Annotated in this window: 20 protein-coding genes and 1 pseudogene; 13 read left to right on the top strand and 8 right to left on the bottom strand. The window is 69.1% G+C overall.

The genetic code is table 11. From position 1 onward, the window contains the following. Window positions 1-82: 82 nt before the first annotated feature. From AB0I69_RS03930 to AB0I69_RS03910, 5 genes are all read right to left on the bottom strand, one after another. A complete protein-coding gene (locus AB0I69_RS03930) occupies window positions 83-739 on the bottom strand; it encodes a response regulator transcription factor (protein ID WP_363093914.1) in 657 nt (218 codons plus the stop codon). Then, window positions 736-2,073, bottom strand: coding sequence for a histidine kinase (locus AB0I69_RS03925; protein WP_363093913.1), 1,338 nt, complete (start codon window positions 2,071-2,073; stop codon window positions 736-738). The genes AB0I69_RS03930 and AB0I69_RS03925 overlap by 4 nt, the downstream gene beginning before the upstream one ends. 53 nt (window positions 2,074-2,126) lie before the next feature. Beyond that, on the bottom strand, window positions 2,127-2,942 hold the full coding sequence (locus tag AB0I69_RS03920; RefSeq protein WP_363093912.1) for an ABC transporter permease: 816 nt from the start codon (window positions 2,940-2,942) through the stop codon (window positions 2,127-2,129). Then, a complete protein-coding gene (locus AB0I69_RS03915) occupies window positions 2,939-3,877 on the bottom strand; it encodes an ATP-binding cassette domain-containing protein (protein ID WP_363093911.1) in 939 nt (312 codons plus the stop codon). Before AB0I69_RS03915 ends, AB0I69_RS03920 begins: the two co-directional genes overlap by 4 nt. 340 nt (window positions 3,878-4,217) lie before the next feature. Then, window positions 4,218-5,738 carry a carboxylesterase family protein gene (locus tag AB0I69_RS03910; protein ID WP_363093910.1) on the bottom strand — a complete coding sequence of 507 codons (1,521 nt, stop codon included), beginning with the start codon at window positions 5,736-5,738 and terminating at the stop codon, window positions 4,218-4,220. A gap of 285 nt (window positions 5,739-6,023) precedes the next feature. Here AB0I69_RS03910 and AB0I69_RS03905 point away from each other — a divergent pair, with 285 nt between their 5' ends. After that, a complete protein-coding gene (locus AB0I69_RS03905) occupies window positions 6,024-6,158 on the top strand; it encodes a hypothetical protein (protein ID WP_363093909.1) in 135 nt (44 codons plus the stop codon). A gap of 87 nt (window positions 6,159-6,245) precedes the next feature. Here AB0I69_RS03905 and AB0I69_RS03900 read toward each other — a convergent pair whose 3' ends face one another. Continuing rightward, a complete protein-coding gene (locus AB0I69_RS03900) occupies window positions 6,246-7,613 on the bottom strand; it encodes an MFS transporter (RefSeq protein ID WP_363093908.1) in 1,368 nt (455 codons plus the stop codon). A 164-nt stretch (window positions 7,614-7,777) separates the two neighbouring features. On the opposite strand from AB0I69_RS03900, the gene AB0I69_RS03895 reads away from it, so the two are divergent. The 11 genes and pseudogenes from AB0I69_RS03895 (at window position 7,778) to AB0I69_RS03845 (ending at window position 22,160) form a co-directional block, all read left to right on the top strand. Then, window positions 7,778-8,308, top strand: coding sequence for a PadR family transcriptional regulator (locus tag AB0I69_RS03895; RefSeq protein WP_363093907.1), 531 nt, complete (start codon window positions 7,778-7,780; stop codon window positions 8,306-8,308). Between the two features lie 20 nt (window positions 8,309-8,328). Beyond that, window positions 8,329-9,309, top strand: coding sequence for an NADPH:quinone reductase (locus AB0I69_RS03890; protein ID WP_363093906.1), 981 nt, complete (start codon window positions 8,329-8,331; stop codon window positions 9,307-9,309). A 180-nt stretch (window positions 9,310-9,489) separates the two neighbouring features. Continuing rightward, complete coding sequence (locus AB0I69_RS03885; RefSeq protein ID WP_363093905.1) at window positions 9,490-11,955, top strand: MMPL family transporter; 2,466 nt, start codon at window positions 9,490-9,492, stop codon at window positions 11,953-11,955. 148 nt (window positions 11,956-12,103) lie between these two features. Further along, window positions 12,104-13,408, top strand: a complete 1,305-nt coding sequence (locus tag AB0I69_RS03880; protein WP_363093903.1) for a histidine kinase — start codon at window positions 12,104-12,106, stop codon at window positions 13,406-13,408. After that, on the top strand, window positions 13,405-14,061 hold the full coding sequence (locus AB0I69_RS03875) for a response regulator transcription factor (RefSeq protein WP_043666117.1): 657 nt from the start codon (window positions 13,405-13,407) through the stop codon (window positions 14,059-14,061). Before AB0I69_RS03880 ends, AB0I69_RS03875 begins: the two co-directional genes overlap by 4 nt. A 108-nt stretch (window positions 14,062-14,169) precedes the next feature. Then, window positions 14,170-15,114 carry an SGNH/GDSL hydrolase family protein gene (locus AB0I69_RS03870; RefSeq protein ID WP_363093900.1) on the top strand — a complete coding sequence of 315 codons (945 nt, stop codon included), beginning with the start codon at window positions 14,170-14,172 and terminating at the stop codon, window positions 15,112-15,114. A 279-nt stretch (window positions 15,115-15,393) separates the two neighbouring features. Continuing rightward, window positions 15,394-16,137: a response regulator transcription factor gene (locus tag AB0I69_RS03865; protein ID WP_363093898.1), complete on the top strand. Its 744-nt coding sequence runs from the start codon at window positions 15,394-15,396 to the stop codon at window positions 16,135-16,137. A 326-nt stretch (window positions 16,138-16,463) separates the two neighbouring features. Continuing rightward, complete coding sequence (locus AB0I69_RS03860) at window positions 16,464-17,765, top strand: MFS transporter (RefSeq protein WP_363093896.1); 1,302 nt, start codon at window positions 16,464-16,466, stop codon at window positions 17,763-17,765. Window positions 17,766-18,515: 750 nt separating this feature from the next. Next, entirely contained in the window at window positions 18,516-20,297 is a 1,782-nt protein-coding gene (locus AB0I69_RS03855; protein ID WP_363093895.1) for an RICIN domain-containing protein, read from the top strand. A 528-nt stretch (window positions 20,298-20,825) separates the two neighbouring features. Further along, window positions 20,826-21,239, top strand: a pseudogene (locus AB0I69_RS03850) (DinB family protein). A gap of 408 nt (window positions 21,240-21,647) precedes the next feature. Beyond that, window positions 21,648-22,160 carry an NUDIX domain-containing protein gene (locus AB0I69_RS03845; protein ID WP_363093893.1) on the top strand — a complete coding sequence of 171 codons (513 nt, stop codon included), beginning with the start codon at window positions 21,648-21,650 and terminating at the stop codon, window positions 22,158-22,160. A gap of 419 nt (window positions 22,161-22,579) precedes the next feature. Here the strand turns inward: AB0I69_RS03845 and AB0I69_RS03840 are convergent, their stop codons facing one another. Both AB0I69_RS03840 and AB0I69_RS03835 read right to left on the bottom strand, forming a co-directional pair. Continuing rightward, entirely contained in the window at window positions 22,580-23,332 is a 753-nt protein-coding gene (locus AB0I69_RS03840) for an SDR family oxidoreductase (RefSeq protein WP_363094163.1), read from the bottom strand. Window positions 23,333-23,334: 2 nt separating this feature from the next. After that, window positions 23,335-24,642, bottom strand: a complete 1,308-nt coding sequence (locus AB0I69_RS03835; protein ID WP_363093892.1) for an L-fuconate dehydratase — start codon at window positions 24,640-24,642, stop codon at window positions 23,335-23,337. A gap of 309 nt (window positions 24,643-24,951) precedes the next feature. Between AB0I69_RS03835 and AB0I69_RS03830 the strand changes: the two genes are divergently transcribed. Then, the gene (locus AB0I69_RS03830) at window positions 24,952-25,665 is read left to right on the top strand and encodes a FadR/GntR family transcriptional regulator (protein ID WP_363093891.1); all 714 of its coding nucleotides are present in this window, start codon (window positions 24,952-24,954) and stop codon (window positions 25,663-25,665) included. The last annotated feature ends 105 nt before the right edge of the window (window positions 25,666-25,770 follow it).

The following is a 25,770-nucleotide window of genomic DNA, read 5'->3' as shown; positions in this document are numbered from 1 at the left end:
AGACCGATGTCCGCGTCGCACGCTGAACGGCCGGATGCCAGGCGGGCCACCGATGCGTTGCCCCGCCTGCCACCGGCCTGCTTCAGGACGGCCTCACCAAACCGGTGTCGTAGGCGAAAATAACGGCCTGCACCCGGTCGCGGGCTCCGATCTTGGCCAGGATCCGGCCGATGTGCGTCTTGATGGTCGACTCGGACAGGCAGAGGTCCTCGGCGATCTCACTGTTCGTCAGACCGGCCGCGATATCGGTCAGCACCTCGCGCTCGCGCTGGGTCAGCCCTGCCAGGCGCGGATCTTCGCCGGGGCCGCGCAGGGGGAGGTGCGTGGTGAAGACCTCCAGCAGGCGGCGGGTCATCGCGGGCGCGACCACCGCGTCACCACCCGCGACGGCCCGGATTCCCGCGAGGAGTTCGTCCGGGCGGGCGTCCTTGAGCAGGAAACCGCTCGCGCCCGCGCGCAGCGCGCCGTACGCGTACTCGTCCAGGTCGAAGGTGGTGAGCACAAGGACCCGGGAGCGGCCGCCGGAGGCGAGGATCTGACGTGTGGCCTCGATGCCGTCCATGCCGGGCATGCGGATGTCCATCAGCACCACGTCCGGGTGCAGCTCGGCCGTCCGGCGCACCGCCTCCGCGCCGTGTTCCGCCTCGCCCACCACGGTCGTCTCCGCGCTGCTGTTCAGCAGCATCCGGAAGCCGATGCGCTGCAGCGGCTGGTCGTCGACGATCAGTACCGTGGTCACGGGCACTCCTGAACTCCGGTCCGGTCCTTGGGGGCCGAGCGGGCATGCCCCGCCTGCGGATCGGCCTTCGTCCGCCCGTCGTGGTTCATGGGCAGCACGGCCCGTACGGTCCAGCCGCCGGCCCGGCGTCGGGAGACGGCGTGGCCTCCCACGAGTGCGGCGCGCTCCCTCATGCCGATCAGGCCCTGCCCCGGGGTGCGGCTCCCGCCCGCACGGTCCGGTGTCGCCTCCTCCACCGGTGGGCCGGTGTCGTCGACATGCACCACGACCTCACCGGCACGGGCGTCCGCCGTCACAGTGACACGCACGCGGGTGCGTGGTCCGGCGTGCTTGAGGCTGTTGGTCAGGGCCTCCTGGACGATCCGGTACACGGCGAGCTGAAGGCTCGCGCTGAGCGCGGAGAGGTCGCCCGAGGCGGTGTACGTGACGGTCGGCCCGGCCGTCCGGATCCGCTCGCACAGGGCGGCGAGTTGGGCGGTACCCGGCTGGGGGTGCAGGTCGGCGCCCGCAACGTCGTCGGGCAGTCCGACACGCAACGCACCGAGGGCACGGCGGAGTTCGCCCAGAGACGTGCGCCCGGCCTCGGCGATCGTCCGCAGGACTTCCGGACCCCGCTCCGGCTCCAGCTGGGCTTCGGCCGCGCCTCCGTCGGCCAGACCGACGATCACCGCCAGGGTGTGTCCCACGATGTCGTGCAACTCGCGTGAGACCCGCGCGCGTTCATTGGCCGCGGCCAGCAACTCGCGTTGCTCGCGCTCGACTTCGAGGGTCGCCGCCCGCTCGGCCAGCGCGGCCAGTTGGGCCCGCCGCATCCGGCCCGCCAGGCCGAGGGCCGCCGCCGCAGTGGCAGCGCACAGCACGAAGAACAGGGACACCCACGGCTGAGAGGCCAGCGGCTGGACGCGGAAGGCCAGCAGTGCGCACACCGGCGCCGTGGCGATCGCGATGTTCCGCAGCGCACGCGGCGAGGCGTAGCGACCGGCTCCGTACAGGGCGATCATCAGGCTGAGGTCGCTGCGCAGCGCCAGTCCCGCCGCCCACTGCACCGCGCAGATTCCGAGCACCACACCGAAGACCGCCAGCGGGGCGCGCCGACGCCACACCAAAGGCAGCGCCAGCGCCGCCGCGTTCATCACGACCACCCAGGCCGACACCCCCTGTACCCCGAACAGGCCGCGCTCCTCCTGATCGAAGAGGTCGGCGATCGCGGCGGCCAGGACGCCTGCCGCGAGCAGCGAGTCCAGCACCTGCGGACGGGCCCGGTCCGCGGCGCGCAAGCGGATCCAGCCACTGGCCAGCGGCTGGTCCCACACGGGTTCGGCTACGGAGTTCATGGTGCGGCCTCGGGCAGGGTCGGGGGAAAAAGGGGTGCCGTCCTGTACGCCTGTCAGCTGTCGGAGTGCTTGACACGGTACGCCGCGCCCACCAGCACCGCCGTCACCCAGCCGAGCAGGACCCAGAGGCCTGTACCGGGGCTCAGCATCGTACTGTCCGTGTGCAGGGTGAAGATCGATTGTCCGGCGTTGGCCGGCAGGTACGGGGTCACGTCCGTCTTCCAGTTGCTGGGCAGCAGATCCAGCAGGACCGGCATCAGCATCAGCGCACCGACCAGCAGACAGATGCCGCCTGCCGCGGAGCGGACCAGCATGCCCAGTCCCGCGCCCAGCACGGCCACCAGCGCCAGGTAGAGGGCGGCACCGAACAGGCAGCGCAGCACGCCGGTGTCCGACAGGGTCAGCGCGATCGGCTTGCCGGACAGAAAGCCCGCGCCCGCCAGGAAGGAGGCGACCGCACCCGCCGCCCCGACCACGAACACCACGCCGAAGTAGATCAGGCACTTGGACCAGAGAACCGGCAGGCGTCGGGGCACCGCGGCGAAGGTGGAGCGGATCATGCCGGTGGTGTACTCCCCGGCCGTGGCCAGCACACCCAGGACACCCACCACGAGCTGGGCCAGGGTGATGCCGTCCAGTGACAGCGCGACCGCGTCGTGCTGGTCGGCGTGGACCGGGTCGTAGCGGTAGGCCGCCACCATGCCGATGACCACCGTGGCCAGCACGGCGACCGCGAGCGTGATCCAACTCGACCGCAGGGAGAGGAACTTCGACCATTCCGAGCGCAGCACTCTGGGGAAGGTCACCTTGTAGCGGAGGTGCGCGGCCATGCTCGCCGCAGGGGTGGATGTCGTCTGGACGCTGGTCATGCTGCGACACTCCCGTTCGTCTCCGTGTCGGTGCTGCTGCGGTATTCGACGGCGTCATGGGTCAGGGCCATGAACGCTTCCTCCAGGGAGACCGCCTGCTGGGTGAGGTCGTAGAGAGCAATGCCCGCCCCGGCGGCCCTGCGGCCGATCTCGCGCGCGCTCAGCCCCGACACCTGCAGGGTCTCCGTGCCGACCTCGCCTGTGACGGTGACGTCGGGACCGGCCAGCAACGCGCGCAGCCGCTCCGGGTCGGAGCTGACGACCTTCACGCTCTCGCCGCCCGCCTGCTCGACGAAGGACGCCACCGTCGTGTCGGCCAGCAGCCTGCCCCGGCCGACGATGACCAGGTTGGTCGCCGTCAGCGCCATCTCGCTCATCAAGTGCGAGGAGACGAAGACGGTGCGCCCTTCGGCGGCCAGGCCCTTGAGAAGGGTGCGGATCCACAGCACGCCCTCCGGGTCGAGGCCGTTGACCGGCTCGTCCAGCATCACCGTCTGCGGGTCTCCCAACAGGGCCGCCGCGATTCCCAGACGTTGCCCCATGCCCAGCGAGAAGGAACCGGCACGCTTCTTCGCGACCTTGCCGAGGCCGGCGAGTTCGATCACCTCGTCCACCCGGCGGCGCGGAATGCCATGGGTGTACGCGAGGGAGAGCAGGTGGCTGTAGGCGGAGCGGCCGGGATGTACGGACCTGGCCTCCAAGAGCGCGCCGACCTCCTGCAGGGGTGCGGTGTGCTGGGCGTAGTGCTCGCCGTTGACCGTCACATGGCCGCTGGTGGGCGCGTCGAGACCGATGATCATCCGCATGGTCGTCGACTTCCCCGCCCCGTTGGGACCGAGAAATCCCGTCACCACACCAGGCTCGACGGTGAAGTCCAGATCGTCGACAGCCGTCTTGTCGCCGTAGCGCTTGACGACGTGATGGATCTCTATCATCGGCGGGTTTCCCTCCACGATCTCGACCGGGTGCGCCGGGGATCCCGGCGGCCCTGCCAAGAACGCTAGGTGTGCCGCGACTTCCGCCGACGGCACCACGATGCCGACCCGATCACCATCGTTCGTCCTGCGGTACTAAGCGCCGTCGTCCGGGAGTAGCACGCGGTGCGCCGGTCGCATGTCCGCGCAAGTGAGCCTCAGTACGGGCCCGGACCGACACTGCTCCGGCCACTCACCTCTCGCTCGGCGACGGGGAGGGTGGCACCGGTGAGCGACGGCCGGGATGGCCGACCAGTGATCATCCGGCCGGCCATGGAGCGGGGGTGCGGAGGTGGCGGGGCTACACCGTCGTCAGGGGCAGCGCGGCGAAGGCGTGGTGTTCCCAGATTCGGCGGGCGGCCTCTTCCGGGTACGCGGTCACCGTCGGTTCGGTGTCGAGGAGTTGGACGAGGCGGCGCTCGGGATCGTACGCGGGCCAGCCCGGGTCACCTGTGGCGGCGAAAGCCGTCCACGCGGAGCGGAAGCGCGCGGAGAGCGCCTCGGTCTCCGGCGAGGGGACGGGACCGGTCAGCATGGCGCCGAGACCGCCGTAGACGCCGAACGTCAGCGGCACATCGAGTCCGTGGCAGGCGCCCAGGGCACCGCCGTTGGCGGGCGCGGCCCAGGTGAGTTCGTACACGTGCGCCCGGCCGCCGCCGGCCACCTGCGCCTCCGCCAGGTGCAGCGACGGCATCCGGAACAACCAGTCCGACTGCACCAGTTCGAACAGATACTCCGCCGAAGCGTCCGGAAACGCGCCACGGTACGCCGACTCGCTCTCCGGCCCGGGTCCGAACAGGCCCAGCGCCATCGAGGCCAGCCCCTCGTGCACCTGGCCGAGCAGCCCGCCCAGCATCAGGAAGAGGCGGTATTCGTCCCGGTTGTGCCCGGCGATCAGCTCCACGTCCCGCGCGGCACCGCTCGCGAGGGCCTGCCACGGGGTGGTGGGCAGGACGTCGCCGTCGACAACGGGCGAGAACGGGGTCGGGGTCAGAGCGACCGGACCCCAGCGCTCGACGTATCCGCGCATCCGGCCGGTCAGTTCGGCTCCTGCCTCGGGCAGCTTGCGCGGATCCACACCGGACAGATCAGCGACCGTCGGCCGCAGCCCCAGCCCACCGGCCAGCGCCTCGGCGATGTCACCGGCCAGCGCGGAGGAGAAGAACGTGCCAGGCACACTCTGGGTGATCGCCCGCCGGAACAGCCCCCGCGCCCGCGGCATGGCCATCAGGGCGGCGATGGACCCGGCACCCGCGGACTCGCCGAAGACGGTGACCTGCTCGGGGTCGCCACCGAAGTCGGTGATGTTCTCGCGCACCCACTCCAGGGCGGCGACCTGGTCGAGCAGACCACGGTTCGCGGGCGCGCCCTCGATCAGGGCGAACCCTTCGATGCCGACTCGGTAGTTGAGCGTGACCACGACCAACTCGCCGTCACGCGAGAGGCGACTGCCGTCATAGGCCGGGTCGTCGGCGGAGCCGAACTTGTACGCGCCGCCGTAGATCCACACCATCACCGGCCGTCGTGCGGCCGGGTCCGACTCCGGCGTCCACACGTTGACCGTCAGCCAGTCGTCACCGGCCGGAAGTCCGGCGGGAGCCTCGGGCTCGGGACCCGCCTGCTCCTGCGGAGGAGGCGGACCGAACGCGAACGCCTCCCGCACACCGTCCCAGCCGTCCACGGGTCGCGGCGCCGCGAAGCGCGCCGCACCGACCGGCGGCTGCGCGAACGGGATACCCCGGAACACCTCCAGGCCGCCCTCGCGACGACCGCGGACCGCGCCCGCCACCGTCCTGGCCTCCGGAAACTCGCTACTGCTCATCGACGACTCCTCAAAGGACCGGCCACCGGGCAGACGGTCCACACACGGGATTCACGCGGGCTACCAAACGGGATACGCGGCCACCCCAGACTGCGGTGAATCATATTTCACTAGGCGAACTCATTTGTCGACGAGTTCACGCCTCGAAGCCCCCGCACATCCAGGGGCAAAAGGCCTTGCTCCCTCCCGCCTGGAGGGAGCAAGTAGTGGCCTCCGATCCCTGGCGAGATCCGCCAGAAGGAGGACTCTGCTCCGCGTGCGGCACCGTTGCAGTGCATCGCCCACATGACCATCGGCGTCCACGGTGTCGAACTGCCCTCGGAGAGCGGGCTGTGGGCGGTGCCGGCGACAGGTATCGCCGCCGCAGGCGTGGCCCTCATCCCCCTCCGGCGGTCGGCGGACGCCGCTCAAGGCACCTGACCCGTCGTGGAGACCGTCGCGGACAGGCCGACTTCTCGAAGCCTGACGGCCGAAGCCGACCGGAACACACCAAGACCGACCGATCACTCAGGCCGTGTCGGCTCCCGGAACGGCAGGATCCTCGGCAGGGACAAGCAGGGAGGGCGCCGTCTCCGGCAGGCGCCAGAGAACCGGCAGGGCCACGAGAGCGACGCCGGCGACCATGATCCCGGGGACGAGACGCCATCCGGTGCTGTCGATCAGAGCCTGGGAGGCATACGGGGTCAGGCCGCCGAAGATCGTCGTAGCGACTGTTGCCACGGCGAGCCCGCTGAGTCGGCCGGCGACCGGGAACTGCTCCGGGGCGGACGAGGCGCCCACCGCGCTGACCCCACCCGCCACGAGTGCCAGGACCACGGCTCCGACGAGGGCGAGCACGGCATGTCCGCGTGTCATGAGCGCGAACATCGCCACCGGCAGGACCAGCGACAGAACACCGAAGACCACGAGCGTGGGCCGCCGCCTGAGGCGGTCGGCCATCACACCGGCGAAGGGCGTGATGACGATGACGGCGGCGGAGGCCAGCGTCGCCAGCCAGAGGGCATCACCTTCCGCGAACCCACCCACGGACGTCAGGTACGTGGGGACGTAGGTGATCCCCAAGTAGTAGGTGATGGACCCGAGCGCCGAGATCGTGAACGTCCGGTACAGCGCCGGACGTTGGGTTCGCAACGTCTGACTGAGCGGACCGTGTTCGGCGCCGTGCGCCTGCTGGAACTGCTCGAACGCCGGCGACTCCTGCATGGTGGAACGAGCTATCAAAGTGCCCGCCGCGAGCAGGGCACCGAAGAGGAACGGGATGCGCCAACCCCAGGAGTCCAGCGCCGGGCCGCTGGTCAGCGCGGTGGTCAGCGCGGCTACGCCGACCGCGAGCAGCGCGCCGACCTCGCTGGCGGCGGAGGCCAGGGACGCGACCAGGCCGCGCCGCCGGGGAGGGGCGCCTTCGACGAGGTAGGTCATGACGCCGGTGTACTCGCCGCCCACCGAGAAGCCCATGACGCAGCGCAGCAGCAACAGCAGCACGCCCGCCGTGGAACCGACCTGCTCGCGCGTGGGCAGCAGGGCCGTGACCAGCATGGCCACCGTCATGACGGACATCGAGGCCAGCAGGACCCTGCGCCGCCCCAGCCGGTCTCCGACGTGACCGAAGACCAGCGCGCCGAACGGGCGCATCACGTAGGCGATGGCGAAGACCGCGAGTGCGGTGAGGACGGACGAGGCTCCCGAGCCGAAGAACACCCGGGACAGCACGGTCGTCATGAACAGGTACAGCGTGAAGTCGTACCACTCGACCACAGTCGAGAACGCCGCGACCGCCATGGAGGAACGCGGCAGCCCGGCTGCTTGGCCCTCGTCGCGTGGCAGAGCGGGCGAGGTCACCGGAGGAATGGCGGCGGAGGAGGAATGAAGGTCCATGGTTCGGGGCTCTCGGGGAGGTCGGCGGCGTCCCGGACGGGGCGCGCCTGCGGAGACGAGCTGAGCGGGACGTGCGGGCCTCGACGGTGAGGCGAGCCGCCATCGACCGTAACATCGATTCGATGTGAGTATCGATTCGATGACACCTGTGAGAAGATGGCCCCATGCTGGAACTCGCGATACTGGGCTTCCTGGCCGAGGGCCCCCTACCGGGTCATGAGCTGCGCCGACGCGTGTCGGACCTGACCGGCTACACCCGGCCGGTCAGTGACGGCACCCTCTACCCGGCCATCAACCGCCTCGCGAAGGCGGGCCTGCTGGAACGGCGGGCCGATCCGCGCGCGGGTGCGGGCCGCTACATGCTCAGCCTGACCGAGGCCGGCCGCGCCGACATGCTGGAGCGCCTGCGCAAGCCGGCCGACCACGAGATCACCGACTTCACCCGCTTCTACACGGTGCTCTCCTTCCTCTCGCACCTCCCTGACACAGCCGAACAGCACGCGGTACTACGCCGCCGCCTGGCGTTCCTGGAGGAGCCGGTGAGCTTCTTCTACGACGGTGACCGGCCCCTGCGCGCCGAGGAGGTCGCCGACCCCTACCGGCGCGGCCTGCTCCTCACCGCCCGCGCGACCAGCCGCGCCGAACGCGCCTGGCTCCGCGAGGTCCTGGGCGAACAACCGCCCGAGAACCCCTGAAAGACCCCGGAGGCACATCCATGCTCGCGTCCTGGTACGACCGGCAGGGCTCCGCCGCCGATGTCCTGCACGTCGGTGAACTGCCCGACCCCCACCCCGGCCCCGGCGAGGTGCGGGTCCGCGTGACCGTCTCGGGCGTCAATCCCGGCGACACCAAGAAGCGGCGTGGCTGGCTGGGCTCCTCGATGCCGTATCCGAGGGTCGTCCCGCACAGCGACGCCGCCGGCGTCATCGACGAAGTGGGCGACGGCATCGACGCCCACCGCGTGGGAGAGCGGGTGTGGGTGTACGGCGCCCAGTCCTACCGGCCCTTCGGCACCGCCGCCCAGTACACCGTCGTACCCGATCAGCAGGCCGTACGACTTCCCGATCACCTCGCCGACGAGCTCGGCGCGAGTCTGGGCATCCCGGGCATCACCGCTCACCGCGCCGTTTTCGCGGACGGCCCGGTCGACGGCCGGATCGTCCTCGTCCACGGTGTGCTCGGCGGCGTCGGCTCCCTGGCCGCCCAGCTCGCCCGCTGGGGCGGCGCCACCGTCATCGGCACCGTCCGCCGCGGCGACGACCTCGCCCACGTCGACGCGACCGCCGTCTCCCACGCCGTCGCCCTGGATTCGGCCGACCCGGCGGCAGCGATCCGCTCGTACGCGCCGGGCGGTGTCCACCGCGTCGTCGAGGTGTCCCTGTCGGCCAACGCCGACCTCGACAACGCGGTCACCGCGCTCGATGCCGTCATCGCCGCCTACGGCACCCACGCCGACCGTACCGAACTCCCCTTCTGGCCCCTGCTGTTCAACAACGTCACCCTGCGGCTGCTCGGCAGTGACGACTTCCCCGCCGTGGCGAAGCGTCAGGCCGCCCGTGATCTGACCGCAGCCGCCGCGGCCGGCGCCCTCACCGTCGACGTCGCGGACCGCTATCCGCTGGAGGACATCGCCAAGGCCCACGAACGGGTCGACGCGGGCGGGCGGGGCAGGGTGGTGGTCACCGTTCCCGACTGACCGGAGCACGGCCGATGGCCGCGTTTTCAGGAGAGGGGCATTAGTCCTGCGGTACTAATCGCGGCCTGTCGATTCGGTGCCACAGGGGGCAGGGAGCGCGGAAAACCGCACCTAGCTTGAGATCAAGGGTCGATCAGGCCCTGCTCACGTAATGATCTCTTCTCCTGGTGGGAGTACCCCGTGGCCACCTTCCTCTATCGACTGGGACGGCTCGCCTTCCGGCGACGACGCCTGTTCCTGATGTTGTGGATCGCCGTCCTGGCCGCCGTAGGCATCGGCGCCATGAGTTCCACCGGCTCCACCTCGGACAGCTTCACGCTGCCCGGCACGCAGTCCCAGAAGGCCATCGACCTGCTGCAGAAGGAGTTCCCGCAGGCCTCCGCCTCCGGCGCCACCGCCCGGGTCGTCTTCGAGGCCCCTTCCGGCCAGAAGCTCACCTCCGCCGCCAACAAGGCGGAAATCACCTCGCTGGTGGCCGAGTTGAAGGCGTCGCCGCAGGTGGCGAGCGTCTCCGACCCGTTCACCAGTGGTCTGGTCAGCAAGTCGGGCTCCATCGCCTACACCCAGGTGTCCTACAAGGTCGCCAAGTCCGACGTCAGCAGCGCCGCGCACGAGGCCCTGAACAAGGTCTCCGCGGAGGGCGAGAAGGCCGGACTGACGGTCAGCATGGGCGGTGACGCGGTCGAGGACAAGGCGGCCAGCAAGGCCGCCGAACTGATCGGTCTCGCGGTCGCCGCGGTCGTTCTGGTGATCACCTTCGGCTCGCTGATCGCGGCCGGACTCCCGCTGCTCACCGCGATCCTCGGCGTGGGTGTGGCCGTCATGTGCATCACCATCGCCACCTCGTTCGTGGACATGGCCTCGGCCGCCTCGACACTGGCTCTGATGCTGGGTCTGGCGGTCGCCATCGACTACGCCCTGTTCATCGTCTCCCGCTACCGCAACGAGATCCGCGACGGCCATGATCCGGAAGAAGCCGCCGGGCGGGCCCTGGGCACCGCCGGATCCGCCGTCGTCTTCGCCGGCCTCACCGTGATCATCGCGCTGGCGGGTCTGAGCGTCATCGGCATCAAGATGCTCTCCTCGATGGGCCTGGCCTCCGCCTTCGCGGTCGCTGTCGCCGTGCTCATCGCGCTGACCCTGCTGCCCGCGATGCTGGGCTTCGCCGGGACACGGATCATGAAGGGCAAGCTCCTCAGCCGCCGCATGCACGCCCTGGAGGAACGCGGCGAGGGCGAGGCCATGGGTGTGCGCTGGGCGCGCTTCGTCACCCGCAACCCGGTCAAGGTCCTCGCGGTCGCGGTGATCGGCCTGGGCCTGCTGACCATCCCTGCCATGTCCCTGCGCCTTGCCCTGCCCGACGACTCCATGAAGTCTCCCGACAGCACCCAGCGCGTCGCCTACGACACCCTCAGCAAGGGCTTCGGCCCCGGCTTCAACGGTCCCCTGACCGTGGTCGTCGACGCCCGTGACAGCAAGGACCCGAAGGCCGCCGCCGCGGACGCCGTGGCGCGGATCAAGAAGCTGCCCGACGTCGCCACGGTGCGCGACGCCGCGTTCAACGAGTCCGGCGACGTGGCCCTGATCGGGGCCATCCCGAAGAGCGCGCCGAGCAGCCAGGCCACCAAGGACCTGGTCAAGGACATCCGCGCCCAGAGCAGCACGTTGCACAAGGACACGGGTGCCGACCTGATGGTGACCGGCACCACCGCCGTCAACATCGACGTCTCCACCAAGCTCGGCCAGGCTCTCATCCCCTACCTGGCGATCGTGGTCGGCCTGGCGCTGATCCTGCTCCTGCTGGTCTTCCGCTCGATCCTGGTCCCGCTCAAGGCAGCCCTCGGCTTCCTCCTCAGCGTGGGCGCCACGCTCGGCGTCGTGGTCGCCGTCTTCCAGTGGGGCTGGCTGAAGGGCCTCTTCGGCATCCAGGAGACCGCGCCCATCGTGAGCGTCCTGCCCATCCTGCTGATCGGCGTGGTCTTCGGACTCGCCATGGACTACGAGGTCTTCCTCGTCACCCGGATGCGGGAGGAGTACGTCCACGGAGCCGAACCCACACAGGCGATCGTCCAGGGCTTCCGGCACAGCGCCCGCGTGGTCACCGCAGCGGCGATCATCATGGTCTCGGTGTTCTCCGGCTTCCTCCTCGACGACGTGGCGCTCATCAAGTCCATCGGCCTCGGCCTCGGCTCCGCAGTGTTCTTCGACGCCTTCGTGGTCCGTATGACCATCGTCCCGGCGGTCATGACCCTGCTCGGGCGCCGCGCCTGGGCCCTGCCCAAGTGGCTGGACCGGATCATGCCCAACGTGGACGTCGAGGGTGAGAAGCTCCGCCAGGCCCTGGCCGCCGAGGAGACGAGCACCGCGCCCGAACCCGTATTCGCCGGCGTACCCGCGGGTGGCCACCAGGGCTCGGGCAACCACGCTGCCCCGTCCGTCCTCACCGGCGGCTCCGGCGCCGACGCCTCGGACACGACGGTCTTCGCGTCACCGCTTCCCCGGCACCGGCGTGGAAGGATCCCGGGACTGCCCGGTCTCGGACAGCGCCGCGCGAACGAAGGCGACGCCGCCCCGTCGGCCGACACGGCCGAGCCGAAAGCAACGCCGACGAGGGGGCTGCGGAACAAACTGTTCCGTAAGAGCTGACGGAGACACGTCGCAGCAGCGACCACTGTCGGCCGCTGTTCGACCACTGACCGGATCGGCCACCTCCCACCGGCCGATTCCCCAGCCCCGCCCGCCGGTCCAATCCCCCGGGACCGGCGGGCGGCCTCCCGACCCGTGAAGGACCCCCGTGACCACACCGAGCGCCCCCGCGGCCCCCGGCCCGGACGACCGCCGGGTCCTGGAGACCCTGACCAGCGATTCCGAACAGCGTGTGATCGCCTCGGTCATCTTCCGGCTGGCCGCGCTGCGACGGGCCGACCGGGCCCATCCCAAGGTCCGGTACTGGGGGGTACCGGCCTTCTGCGCCGCGCTCGGCATCAACTCCTACCTCAACCCCTACAACACCGGCGACGTCCCGGCGCAGCTGGCGCTCATCGTCGCGTTCACCCTCCCCCTCCTGTGGCGGGAACGCCGGCCCATGCTGGTCTTCGCCCTGACCACGGCCGCCTCCGTGCTGGCCCTCCCCCTGGGGGTACTGACCGGGGCCGAGTCCGCACGGGTCGTGGCCCTGTTCAACGTCGGCCGCTACAGCACCCCCCGGCAGCTCGCTCTCGCCGTCGGCATCACCACCGTGCAGCTCGGAGTATGGGCCGCCGTCTTCTGGAGGGGCGGTCAGCTGGAACACGCCACACGCCCCGAGGTCGTGACCCTGTTGGCCATGACCGCGATGGCGGCGTTCGCCGCGCTGGGTCTGCTCAGCCGACTGGCCAGTGCCTACATCGACGCCCTGCGGAAGGAACGCGACCAGCAGGCCCGCCTCGCCATAGCTCAGGAACGTGCCCGGGTCTCCCGGGAGATGCACGACATCCTCGGCCACACCCTCGCCGTCATCGTCGGCCTCGCCGACGGCGCCGCCGCCCTCACCGAAAAGAAGCCGGAACGTGGAGCCCAGACTCTCCGCATCATCAGCACCAGCGGCCGTGACGCACTGGCCGAACTGCGCCGCCTGCTCTCCGTCATCGGCGAGGAGGACGACCGGCCGGGCGACATGCCGCTCGCCCCGCAGCCCGGCCTGACCGACCTCGACTCGCTGCTGGACCGCGTCCGCGCCGCCGGTCCCACCGTCACCCTGGACGCCCGCGGCAGCCTCACCGACCTGCCGCCCGGGATCCAGCTCTCCGTCTACCGCATCATCCAGGAGGCCCTGACCAACACCGTCAAGTACGCCGCCCCCGACACCTCGGTCCAGGTGTCCCTCACCGCCGAACCGGACGCCGTGCGCGTCACCGTCGAGGACACCGGCCCGTCCCGCACACCCTCGGCGAACCGTCCCCGCGCGGGCGGCGGGCGTGGCCTGGTCGGCATGCGCGAACGCGCCGCCCTCTACCAGGGCACCGTCACCGCAGGCCCCAACGCTCACGGCGGCTGGTCCGTCCGCGCCCTCCTCGTCCCCAGCCCGCAGCCCAACTCCCCGGAGAAGCACCCCTCATGACCACCGTCCTCATCGTCGACGACCAGGCCCTGCAACGCATGGGCTTCAACATGCTCCTGGAGGCCCAGTCCGACATGAACGTCGTCGGCGAGGCCACCAACGGCGGTGAAGCGGTCCGTATGACCGCCGAACTCCGGCCCGACGTCGTCCTCATGGACGTCCGGATGCCCGGCATGGACGGCATCGAGGCCACCCGCCGCATCGTGGAGTCCGGCGGCCGTTCACGCATCCTGGTGCTGACGACCTTCGACCTCGACGAATACGCCTACGACGCCCTGCGTGCCGGAGCCAGCGGCTTCCTGCTCAAGGACGCCCAGCCCGACGAACTCGTCGCCGGGGTCCGGGCCGTGGCCGCCGGCGACGCCGTCATCTCCCCCGGCCTCACCCGCAAACTGATCGACGCCTTCAGCGACCGCCTCCCCGGGCACAGTCCGCAGCAGCAGCGCCGCCTCGACGACCTGACCCAACGCGAGTGCGAAGTCCTCACCGCCATGGCCACCGGCTGGACGAACCAGGAGATCGCCGAGCGTCTCCACCTCGCCGAATCCACGATCAAATCCCACATCGGCCGCATCCTCACCAAGATCGACGCCCGCGACCGCGTGCAGGCCGTCATCTTCGCCTACGACACCGGACTCGTCCGCCCGTCGTAAACCGCCCCGCCCCGCTCACCCGCTCCCCAAGGGCCGCACCGACACCGCTCCTTGTGTACCGACACGTCCCCGCAACCCAGCATCCACAACGAAGAACAGGACACAGCAATGGGACCGTTGGCACGAACCGGCATGGGCGTGGCCCTTGCCTGCGGGGTACTGGTCACCGCCGTCAGCATCGGACAGGGCTCCGACAGCAGCAACAAGAGCACCCAGAGCAACAACAAGGAGATGTCCAAGGGGCCGTACGTCGCACTCGGCGACTCGTACACCTCGGGCCCCAAGATCCCTCCTCAGACCAGCACTCCGGCCGGCTGTGACCGCTCCGGCCGCAACTACCCGGCCCTGGTCGCCAAGGAACTCGGCCTGAAGGCTGACGACTTCCGTGACGTCAGCTGCAGTGGCGCCACCATCTCCGACCTCACCACCCCTCAGTCCACCGGCAACGGCACCAACCCCGCACAGTTCTCCGCGCTGAGCACCGACACGCGGCTGGTCACGCTCGGCATCGGCGGCAACGACATCGGCTTCAGCTCGATGATCACCAAGTGCGTCGGCACCGGAACGCTCTTCAAACTGGCCGAGCGCGTCACGGACATCACCGACAAGGCACCCTGCGAGGAGAAGTACACCTCCGGCGGCACCGACAAGGTGGCCCAGAAGATCAGCACCGCGGGCGACCGCCTCACCCGCGCACTGAACGAAATCCAACGCCGTGCGCCCGAAGCCCGGGTCTACGTCGTCGGCTACCCGTCGATCCTGCCCGCCAAAGGCACACGCTGCGGTCGTGGCCTGCCCATCGCTCCCGGCGACGTCACGTTCCTGCGCGAGAAGCAACAGGAGCTCAACACCATGCTCGGCGAACGCGCGCGAGCCGCGGGAGCCACGTACGTCGACACCTTCACACCGTCCGCCGGCCACGACGCCTGCTCCCCGGCGGCCACCCGCTGGATCGAACCCCTCAAGCCCAGCAGCCCCGCCGCCATGGTCCACCCCAACGAACGGGGCGAACAAGGCATGGCCACCGCGGTCCTGAGCACCGTCAAGAGCTGAGGACACGACAGTCCGACAGCAGTGAGGCCATCCGGCAGGCCACCCCGGCCTTCTGCCTCCTGCGCCCCGCGACTCCGGTCGCGCGTACTCAAGCGGAGCGCGCGTCCGGTCCGCATCGGTCGTCCGTGGGGACAGGCGTCCGGTGCGGGTGAAGGGCCTGGCCACGATCCGGAACGTCCCGAGATCCGTGGCCGGGCCCTCGCCCCCCACACACCGTCCCCGCCCCGACCATCGCCGACCGAACGCCTCCAGGGCCAGGTCCGCCGGGAGAACACCCGCATGACCACCGTACTCATCGTCAACGACCAGGCTCTGCAACGCCTCGGCCTGCGGATGTTCCTGGAAGCCCAGCCCGACCTCACGATCGTGGGCGAGGCGACCGCCTACGCCCAGGCAGTCCGACTCTCCGACACACTCCGACCTGACGTCGTCCTCATGGACATGGGCCGGCCGGACGAGAAGCACATTCAGGCGATACATCGCATCAGCCGGCCCGACGAGGGTCCCATGGCACCGGACACTGACGGGCCAGGCAGGACTCCCCCGCGGGTACTGATACTCACCCCCTTCGACGCCGACGAGTCCGCCTGCGCCGCCCTGCGCGCCGGTGCCGACGGACTCCTCCTCAAGGACGCCCTCCCCCACGAGCTGACAGCGGCCCTCCGCACCATCGCGCTCGGAGGTGCCGTCCTGTCTCCCCACCTCACCCGCGCACTCGTCGACGCGGTCCGTGAGCAGAGTCGGGCCGACCTCACCGAACGCAGACACAGGCTGTCTCATCTCAGCGAGCGCGAATGCGAGGTGCTAGCCGCTCTCGCCTCCGGCTGGAGCAGCAGGGAGATCGCCGAACGGCTCTCGATAGCCCCGACCACAGTCAAAAGCCACATCAGCAGCATCCTCGCCAAGATCGGCGCCCGCGCGCGCGTCCAGGCCGTCGTGTTCGCCTACGAGACCGGTCTGGTCAGGCCGACAAGGCAGCGGCCCCGCCCGACCGACACGGACTTCTCGGATCGGTCGGGATGAGGGATCCGGTGCGCCCCCGCAGGACGGTAGGGGTCCGGTTCCTCCAAGCCGAGGACCGGCGTCACGTCGTGATGCAACCGCTCTTCCTCGACTCCCTCTGCGAGCGCCCCTTGCGAACGGCATCGCCGTTGCGGAGGACCGGTGCCCGAAGTGACAATGCGTGGAGGTGCCGGGTGGTCATCCCGGCGAAGTGTTGGAGGCGCTGCTTGTGAACACCGCATCGCGGTGCGCCTCGCTGTGCGCGCCAGACGCCGACCACTTCGCTTCGCCCACCGGCTGACTCCTTCGTTCACGGTGGGCGCTTTCCCTCATGGGAGACCACCGTCGTGCCCGAAGACTTCTTGACGGGTGATCGCCGTCCCCTGACGGCGGTTCTTGCCGCCAACCTCGTTTCGATCACCGGGAATTGCCTCACGTACATGGGCGTGCCGTGGTTCGTGCTGCAGAGCACGGGCAGCGCCACCAAGGTGGGGATCGTCGCGTTCTGCACGCTGCTGCCTGTGGTGCTCGCCGCGCTCGTCGGCGGTCCGGTCATCGACCGGATCGGGCGACGGCGGGTGAGTGTCGCCTCGGATCTCGCCTGCGGGATCGCAGTTGCGGCGATCCCGCTGCTGCAGTTCGCCGGCATCCTGCATTTCTGGATGCTGTGCGTGCTGATGGCGATGACAGGGCTGTGCCGTTCGCCGGGTGAAACCGCCCGCGGCGTGCTGTTGCCCACGCTCGCCGAACGCGCCGGAATGCCGCTGACCAGGGCTGCCGGACTGTACGACGGTGCGGCACGCTGCGCGGCACTGACCGGATCCGCTCTCGGAGGCGTACTGATCGCCGGACTCGGAGCCGAGAACGTCCTGTTGGTGGATGCCGCGACCTTCGCCGTGGCCGCGCCGCTGTTCGCGTTCGGGGTGCGCGGCCTGCCTGAGGCACAAGCCCGACGGCGGGTCGAGCCGGCGTCGCTGCGCGCCTACCGTCGTGAACTCGCGGAAGGCTTCCGCTTCGTGGCGGCCACGCCGTTACTGCTGAGCCTGTGCCTGATGACCCTGGTCACCAGGGGCCTCGACCAGGGATGGAGCGCCGTGCTCCTCCCCGTGGATGCCCGTGAGGAGCTTGATGGTTCCATCGATCTCGGTCTGCTGAACGCGGCGTTCGGCATCTGCGCACTCGCGGGGGCGCTCGTCTACGGGGCGGTGGGCAGCCGCTTTCGGCGGTGGCCCGTGTTCACGATCGCGTTTCTCATCGTGGGCCTGCCGCGCTTCGTGGTGGCCGCCTTCACCGACACCTTCACGCCGCTGGCCGCGATCATGGCGGTCGAGGGCCTCGCCTGCGGCGTGCTCAACCCCATCATGGCCACAGTGACGTACGAGACGGTGCCGGAGGAACTCCGCAGCCGCGTGCTGAGCGCGACAACAGCCTCGGTCCAACTGGTCACTCCGCTGGGCGGACTGGCCGCAGGCTTCCTCGTGGATTCGGTCGGACTGCCCTCCACGCTCATCACGGTCGGCGGTGTGTATCTGCTCGCCACACTGTGCCCGGTGATCTTCCCGGCCTGGAGACAGATGGACAGCACCGGCTCTCCCTACGACAGGAAAGAGGGCGCACTGCCGCAGAGTTCGAGGGAGAAACGGAAGTAGAGACGCGGGCCGCTTGTGCCTGGGCTGTCTTCCGTCTTCGGACCACCGCCCGGAGCTGTCGAGCCGCCGCGCCGACACGTCAATACTCAACGAACCGCCCCTCTGCGAAACACTTTCGAAACGCGCTGGTGACACGGATGCCCCACGCCCGAATAATTGGCCCATCCCCGTTCCCCGTCGGGGAGTTCAAAGGAGGTGAAGGGGTTGCCTTGTTCGCGACGGCACGAAGGCACTGGAACTGCGTTACAACCGCAGCCGGAATGGCACACTGCCTGCCTCTTTTGAACGGACCGCCACCCATCCGGTCCGCGCCGTCCGCGAAAGCACCGACAGCGATGTGACATCAGTGATTCCCCTGTCACTGCCAACAGTTGAGGAAACCGCAACGCTGCCTTCCTCTGGGAACAGCTGTCGCGGACAGATCGCTCGACTGCCTTCGGAATTCACGCACTGCGCACCCTCGGCGGAATCGCGCGCGACGAGCGCATACAGCAGAGCGGTGGACGCATGCGTACGCCCTAAGCCGTGAATTCGCCCATTCGCCAACCAGGGAAACTGACACCCCAGGGCTCGACTCGACTGCGCCGATCCGCAGGCTCATTCCGCGACTGGAACATTTGGCTTCCCCTTGCCGCGGCACGGACGGGACGCTCCAAAAGGACCAGGGGAAGACAAACCCGCGCCGGCATACGGATCCCGGCCCGCTCCGGACTCCAAGATCCGATCTTGTCTATCTTTTCGGGAGGAAAGATGAAAGACACAAGACATCCGCGTAGAGCTTTGATCCTCGTTCTGGCCATAGCCGCGACGCTGTGGACCTTCGCGATGCCTGCGCAGGCGTCCACACCGACACCCGCCACCCTCTACCAGCTCCCGAGCACGGCATCCTGCACGAAGGCCACCAACAACTGTGCCCTGTACCCGAAAACGGCCGCGCTGCCGAGCGGACGGCTCGTCGCGGCGTTCGAAAAGTCGACGGTGGCCGCCTCGGGTTCGGCCGACGGCCAGACAATGCCGTTGTACAAGAGCGACGACAATGGCACGACCTGGCAACACCTGGCAGACGTCAAGGCACCGGCGTACGCGTCGTCGAACCCCGCCTACTCCTCGTACACCAGTAACTGGACCAACCCGTATCTGTACGTGCTGCCCCAGGCAGTCGGAAATCTCGCATCCGGCACACTGCTGATGGCCACCGTCGTATCGGGCGACGACTACAACTACCTCGACCAGAAAGCAACCAACTCCAGCTACACGCCGACTCACGACGGCGACCGCAGCAACACGGCGATCGCGCTCTACTCAAGCACCGACTCGGGCTCGACGTGGAATGTCGTCAACGTCATCACGACGGGCAGCTGGTCCAACGGCGCGAACTACCCGGCCACCGAGAACACGAACCACCAGAACGACCCCGTGTGGGAACCGTACTTGATGGTCTACAACAACCAGCTCGTCGCCTACTACTCCGACGAGAACGACTACACCGGCTACGACTCGTCGACGGGCGTTCCGACGCTCGATCCGAACAACAGCACAACTCCGGATCCCGCCACACAGATCCTCGCGCACCGGACATGGGACGGCGTCAGCTCGTCGTGGAGCAACGCGGTTGTCGATGTCTCCGGAACGACGGTCACCAATTCGTCCGGTTACAGCGAGATCGGTGGTGGCCGCCCCGGCATGACCAATGTCGTCCAGACCAGTGACGGCAAGTGGATGATGACCTACGAATACTGGGGTGGCGGTGACAACGTCCGCTACAAGATCGCCAGCGATCCGCTGCACTTCTATTCGGTGGGCGGCACCGCAGGCACCGGCGTCACCTCGCTCTCGGTGACATCGGGCTCCAGTGCCTTGTCCCGCGGCGGAAGCCCGGTGCTCATGCGCATGCCGAACGGACGGATCCTCTTCAACGCCGCAGGCAGCGGGGACGTCTGGACGAACGCCGGCGGAAGCAGCACCGGTGCGTGGACGCAGCAGCACACGACGATGGCGTCCTCCTACAGCCGCAGCCTCACCTACATCCCCAACACGGGCCGAGTCGAGATCGTCGGCGGGACAACCACGATCTCCTACGCGGACATCGACTTCGGAAACTCCACCGGCGCGTACTACAAGCTCGTCAACGTCAACAGCGGCAAGGCCCTCGGGGTGTTGGGCGCAGACCTCCTCGACGGGCAGAACGTGGTCCAGTGGACCGACAACGGGTCGGCCGACCAGTTGTGGCACGTCACGGATGTCGGCAGCGGATACAGCACGCTGCTCGACAAGAACAGCGGCCGAGCCCTCGGCATCCTGGCGGCCAGCACGTCGAGCGGCGCGAGCGCCGTGCAGTGGGTGCAGAACAGCGGCAACGACCAGCAGTGGCAGGTGGTCGCCGTCGGCTCCAACTACAAGCTGGTGAACCGCAACTCGGGCCTCGCCCTCAGCGTTTCCGGAGCAGCCACCACCGACGGCGCACAGATCGTCCAGCAGGCGTACACCGGCGCCTCCTCTCAACTGTGGTCCCTGGTGCTGGTGTCGTCCTAGACACCGGCTCACCTCAACGGGCAGCACACAAAGCGGGAGCCCGGCCGACCGCCGGGCTCCCGCCGGGGTCGTCATGTGAGCCTGTTCATGAGCCGACGCACGGTGTGGCGCCGGCCCTTCGGCGTCAGTCGAGCGGGACGATCCGTGCCGAGCGGGGCATCGCCTTGGTCCCCGCCGGACACGCTCATCACTACGCCCTGGCCCTTGAAGACATGGACATGGACCACGACGCCCGCCTCACCATGGGTGGGGTTGGCAAGTCGCCGTACGTACAGTGAGTCTTCGCCATCTTCGAACATGCAGGTCGGAGCCGCTGGCGTGGCGCTCGCTCGGGATACTCGTGCTGGTCTCGGGCGGGAGTCTGCGGTCTTGATCATCCGTCATGTCATCGGTCGAGGCTGTCACATGTGGGTCATTGAACCCAGCCCGGCCAACCGGGTTGCCAATGTCAAACAGCCGCTCGCGGCGGCGCGGCCCGAAGGGCACAGCAGCCCCCAGCCAGGTTTCCGTTGTATGCAGCGTGCGGAAATGACAAGGAGCGAGCGAATCGCGGACCAACTGGTCGCGGCTGCAGTGTCTTGCCGATGAGGAGTACTTCTGGGAGCCGGTGCGCGACTGCTGGAGCATCCGCCCTCGTGGCACGTCCGCCGCACCGATGTCGGAAGGTTCGGGGGAATGGACGATGGACTTCGCGTCCCCTGGCCCGGTGCCTGCGCCGGTGACCACGATTGCCTGGCGGCTGGCGCACATCATCGTCTCCTGCCTGGGCTATCGGGTCGGATGGCACTTCGGCGGCCAGGACGTCGACTCCGAGACATTCGCCTACGCGGGGGTCCGCGAGCTCTCGGAGGCCGACCTGGAGAATCCGCCCGCGGCGCCGAGATCTCCCTCCTGCGCTACCTCTACCTCTGGCAGGACGGAGCTGTACCGCGCCACATATGACTCTCCGGCAACCGGCGATCGACCTTCGGAAACCTACGCGGACTCCGTGACGCTCCGCAGCTGCAAGCTTCAGTGAAGCTGCGCCCGCTTGAAGTAGCTGGTCAGGGTGGTGGCGGTGGCGTCCAACAGCGCGGTCGGCTCGTCGAGGACGATGAAACGCGCCCCGAAGGACAGCGCCCAGGCGACTGTCAGTTCGGGGACCGCGGTTCGGAAACGCCGCCGACAACGGGTGGCGGCAGCCGAGATATCCGACGGACATGACGGACGCGGAGTGGGCGGCCGGCCGGAGGCTTACTGCCACCGGGCTTTACTCGATCCGATCCGCGACCTCGTTGACTACGGCATCAAGCGGCAAGTCAGTCGGTCCGACGGTCGTTGACTGCGTGCCTGTCCGGGCATTCCGGGCGGATGTCAGTGGGGCCTGCGATCGTGTGCGTCGTGGATGAACTCGTGGAGCGCGTTGATGCGCAGGATTGTGTGCTGGGGGTAGTCAGTCGGCGGGACGCTGTTCGGGAGGGCTGGCTGCACCGGGTTGGCGTGGTGGTGTGCCGCGATGGGCAGGGCCGCTTTCTCGTTCACCGGCGTGCCGAACAGCTGTCCCGTTTCCCGGGGCACTACGAACTCGGTGTGGGGGGCGCTGCGGGAGTCGGCGAGTCCTATGAGCAGGCCGCTGCCCGCGAGCTCAGTGAGGAGTTGGGGGCGCGGGCGACAGTGCGCCTCCGGTTCAAGTTCCTCAACCGGGGTGGGCTCAGCCCTCACTGGCTTGGGGTGTGCGATGCCGAGCTTGCGGAGATCGGCGCCCCCGATCCGGGAGAAGTGGCCTGGCACGGGTGGCTGACCGAGTCCGAACTGCGGCGGAATCTGCAGCAGTGGACCTTCACTCCTGACAGTCAGGAGGTTTTCGGTCGGTATCTCGCCTGAAGTGCTGACCCGTCGCTTTCGTGGAAGCGATACTCATGAGCTGGGTCAGAGGGACGAAGGCGCTGGTCGTTCCGAGCTCTTTGGGGTTGGGCCGGCTGCGCGGACAGATCCGCGAGAGGGTGGGCCGCGACGCGGAGCCGACGGCTGCAGGGATCGACTCGCCGTCGGCCGAGCCCACGCCGAGCCGGTTCACGTCCGCTGCGGGCGTGAGCGGACCAGGCGGCGGGCGGCGAGTACGCAGCTCCAACAGCCCAACCACCGACGGCATCCACGACCTCCCGGGCAGCGACAGCACAGCAGGCCGCTACTGCCACAAGACCGCCGACCCTACGCCCGACCACCGAAAACGCAGTCCTCAACTCCGGAACGACAACAGCTTCTCCATCTCCTTGCCGGTGCGGTGTGCCGGACAGCCGTGTTCAGGCGCGCGGGCGGATCCGCAGTCCGTGCATGCCGCCGTCGACGGCGAGATCGGTGCCGGTGGTGGAGCCGGAGAGCGGACTCGCCAGGTAGGCGATGGCCGCGGCGACCTCTTCCGCGCTGACCAGGCGGCCCATGGGCTGACGGGCGTTCAGGGCGGCGCGTTCGGCCGCGGGGTCGGCGGCGCTGTCCAGCAGGCGCCCGACCCAGGGGGTGTCGGCGGTACCGGGATTGACGCAGTTGACGCGGATCCCGGAGTGCACGAGGTCGGCGGCGGTCGCCCGGGTGAGGGAGAGGACGGCGCCCTTCGTGGCCGAGTACAGGGCCCGGTCGGGCAGCCCCGCCGTGGCCGCGATGGAGCAGGTGTTGACGACGGCCGCGCTGTGCGAGCGGCGCAGGTGCGGCAGCGCGGCACGGGTCACCCGCACCATGCCGAAGACGTTGACCTCGAAGACGCGACGCCACTCGTCGTCGGTGTTGTCCTCGATCGTGCCCTGGGCGCCGATCCCCGCGTTGTTGACGAGGATGTCGATGCCCCCGAGCCGACGCGCGGCCTCCTCGACGGCCGTTTGAACACCGCTGTCGTCGGCCACGTCCGCCTGTATGCCGATGAGGGGTTCGGGCACGTCGTCCGGCTTGAGATCAAGGCAGGCCACGCGCGCCCCCCGTGCGGCGAGCAACTGAGCGGTGGCCAGGCCGATGCCGGAGGCGCCACCGGTGACCAGCGCGGTCAGCCCGGCGAACTCGTTCATGCTCATGTCCCGGCCTTCGCTTCCCACACCGGGCCCTCGGGGTAGCGGTGGGCCGCCACGGAGTCCGGGTGCAGTTCGGCGCTGATACCGGGGGCGGTCGGCGCGAGGTAGTGGCCTTCCCGGATCCGTACGGGGTCGGTGAAGTGCTCGTGCAGATGGTCGACGTACTCGATCACGCGGTTCTCGGTGGTGCCGCTGACGGCGACGTAGTCGAACATCGCCAGGTGCTGCACCATCTCGCACAGGCCGACCCCGCCGGCGTGGGGGCAGACCGGGACGCCGAACTTGGCGGCCAGCAGCAGGATCGCGACGTTCTCGGTGACGCCCGCGGTGCGGCTCGCGTCCATCTGGAGGATGTCGAGCGAGCCGGCCTGGAGCAACTGCTTGAACATCACCTGGTTGTGGGTGTGCTCACCGGTGGCCACCTTCACCGGCGCCAGCGCCTTGCGGATGGCGGCGTGGCCGAGGATGTCGTCCGGGGAGGTGGGTTCCTCGATCCAGTACGGGTCGTAGGGCACCAGCGCCCGCATCCAGTCGATGGCCTGCTGGACGCCCCACGCCTGGTTGGCGTCGACGGCGATCCTGATGTCCGGGCCGACCGCCTCGCGGGCCAGCCGCATCCGGCGCTCGTCGTCCGCGCGGTCGGCGCCGACCTTCAGTTTGATCTGGGAGAACCCGTCGGCGACCGCCTCCTTCGACAGCCGCACCAGCTTCTCGTCGTCGTAGCCGAGCCAGCCGGGTGTCGTCGTGTACGCCGGATAACCGTGCTCCAGCAGATGCGCGGCGCGTTCGGCGCGGCCAGGTTCGGCGCGGCGCAGGATGTCCAGGGCCTCGTCGCGGGTCAGCGCGTCCTGCAGATAGCGGAAGTCGACCAGGTCGACCAGCTGATCCGGGGACAGTTCGGCCAGCAGTCGCCAGACCGGCTTCCCCGTACGGCGGCCGTACAGGTCCCACACGGCGTTCACGATCGCCGCGGCGGCCATGTGGATGGCCCCCTTCTCCGGGCCCAGCCAGCGCAGTTGGCTGTCGCCGGTCAGCCGCCGGGAGAAACCGCCGAGGTCGTTCAGGACCTCTTCCACCGGCAGGCCGACCACCAGCGGGGCCAGCGCACGTACGGCGGCGACCTCCACGTCGTTGCCGCGCCCCACGGTGAAGGCGAGCCCGTGGCCCTCGTCGCCGCCGCTCGTACGGATCGTCACATAGGCGGCCGAGTAGTCGGGTTCGGGGTTCATCGCGTCGGAGCCGTCGAGTTCCAGAGAGGTCGGGAACCGTACGTCGACCGCGTCGACGGCGCTGATCAGTTCACTCATGGTGCCCGGCCTTCGCGGCCGGGAGGCCAGGGTGTCGTTTCGGGGTCATGGCAACCGCCCATCGTCATGTGTGCATGGCATGTCTGTTCTGCGGCAGCAGCTCCAGACATGGGATGGATTTTTAGGCACCGCTCGCCGCCGTGTCCATAGCTGAAACGAAAATAGCCGGACACGATTGCCTCTGACCTGCGAAGTAGACGATATTTTCGTGGTTGCGGCAGCCGATTCAATCATCCCATGTCTTCCTACGTCATGGGATGTATTGCTACGGTGCCGCTGCGCACACAACGACGAGGAGGGCAGCCACGCATGTCACTGACCGACAAGGCCATCGACCGCATCAGGGACCTCATCCAGTCGGGCGAGCTGCCTCCCGGGGCCAAACTTCCGCCCGAGCAACAGCTCGCCACGGAGTTGGGCCTGTCCCGCAATCTGATGCGGGAAGCGGTGAAGGCGCTGGTCGTCGCGCGGGTGCTGGAGATCCGGCGCGGGGACGGCACCTACGTGACCAGCCTGGAACCGGAGCTGCTGCTGAGCAGCATCGGGACCGCGGTGGAGTTGCTGCGTGGCGACACCTTGCTGGAACTCACCGAAGTGCGCCGCCTGTTCGAGCCGGTCGCCACGGCGCTGGCCGCCACCCGGATCTCGGCCACCGAGCTCGGCGAGGTGGAGCGGCACCTGGACGCGATGCGAGCGGCCCGCGACGACGTGGAACGCCTCAACGAGCACGACGCCGCCTTCCACCGGGCCGTGGTCGCGGCCACCGGCAACGCCACGCTGGCCACCCTCCTGGAGGGCATCTCCGGCCGGACGCTGCGCGCCCGTGTCTGGCGGGGACTGGTCGATGACAACGCCGCCGGCCGCACCCTCGCCGAACACGAGGCGATCTACCAAGCGCTGGCCGACGGTGACGCCGTGCTCGCCCAGGCGGCGGCGCTGATGCACGTCAGCACCACCGAGCGGTGGCTGCGCGCGCACCTGGAACGGGACGGTCGGCTCCCCGGGGACGGCTCAGCCGCGTAGGGGCTTCCTCACTGACTACTGGTGCGCCCGTTATCCCTTTCCATTCCTTATGTCTCGCTCCCGGGTTCCGAGTTGCCGGTCACCGGGCGGGCTTGTTCACCTCAC

The sequence above is a fragment of the Streptomyces sp. NPDC050508 genome, assembly GCF_040655155.1.
GTDB lineage: Bacteria > Actinomycetota > Actinomycetes > Streptomycetales > Streptomycetaceae > Streptomyces.
The sequence above is the reverse complement of the archived record's forward strand: the minus strand, read 5'-3'. Positions and strand labels throughout refer to the sequence as shown.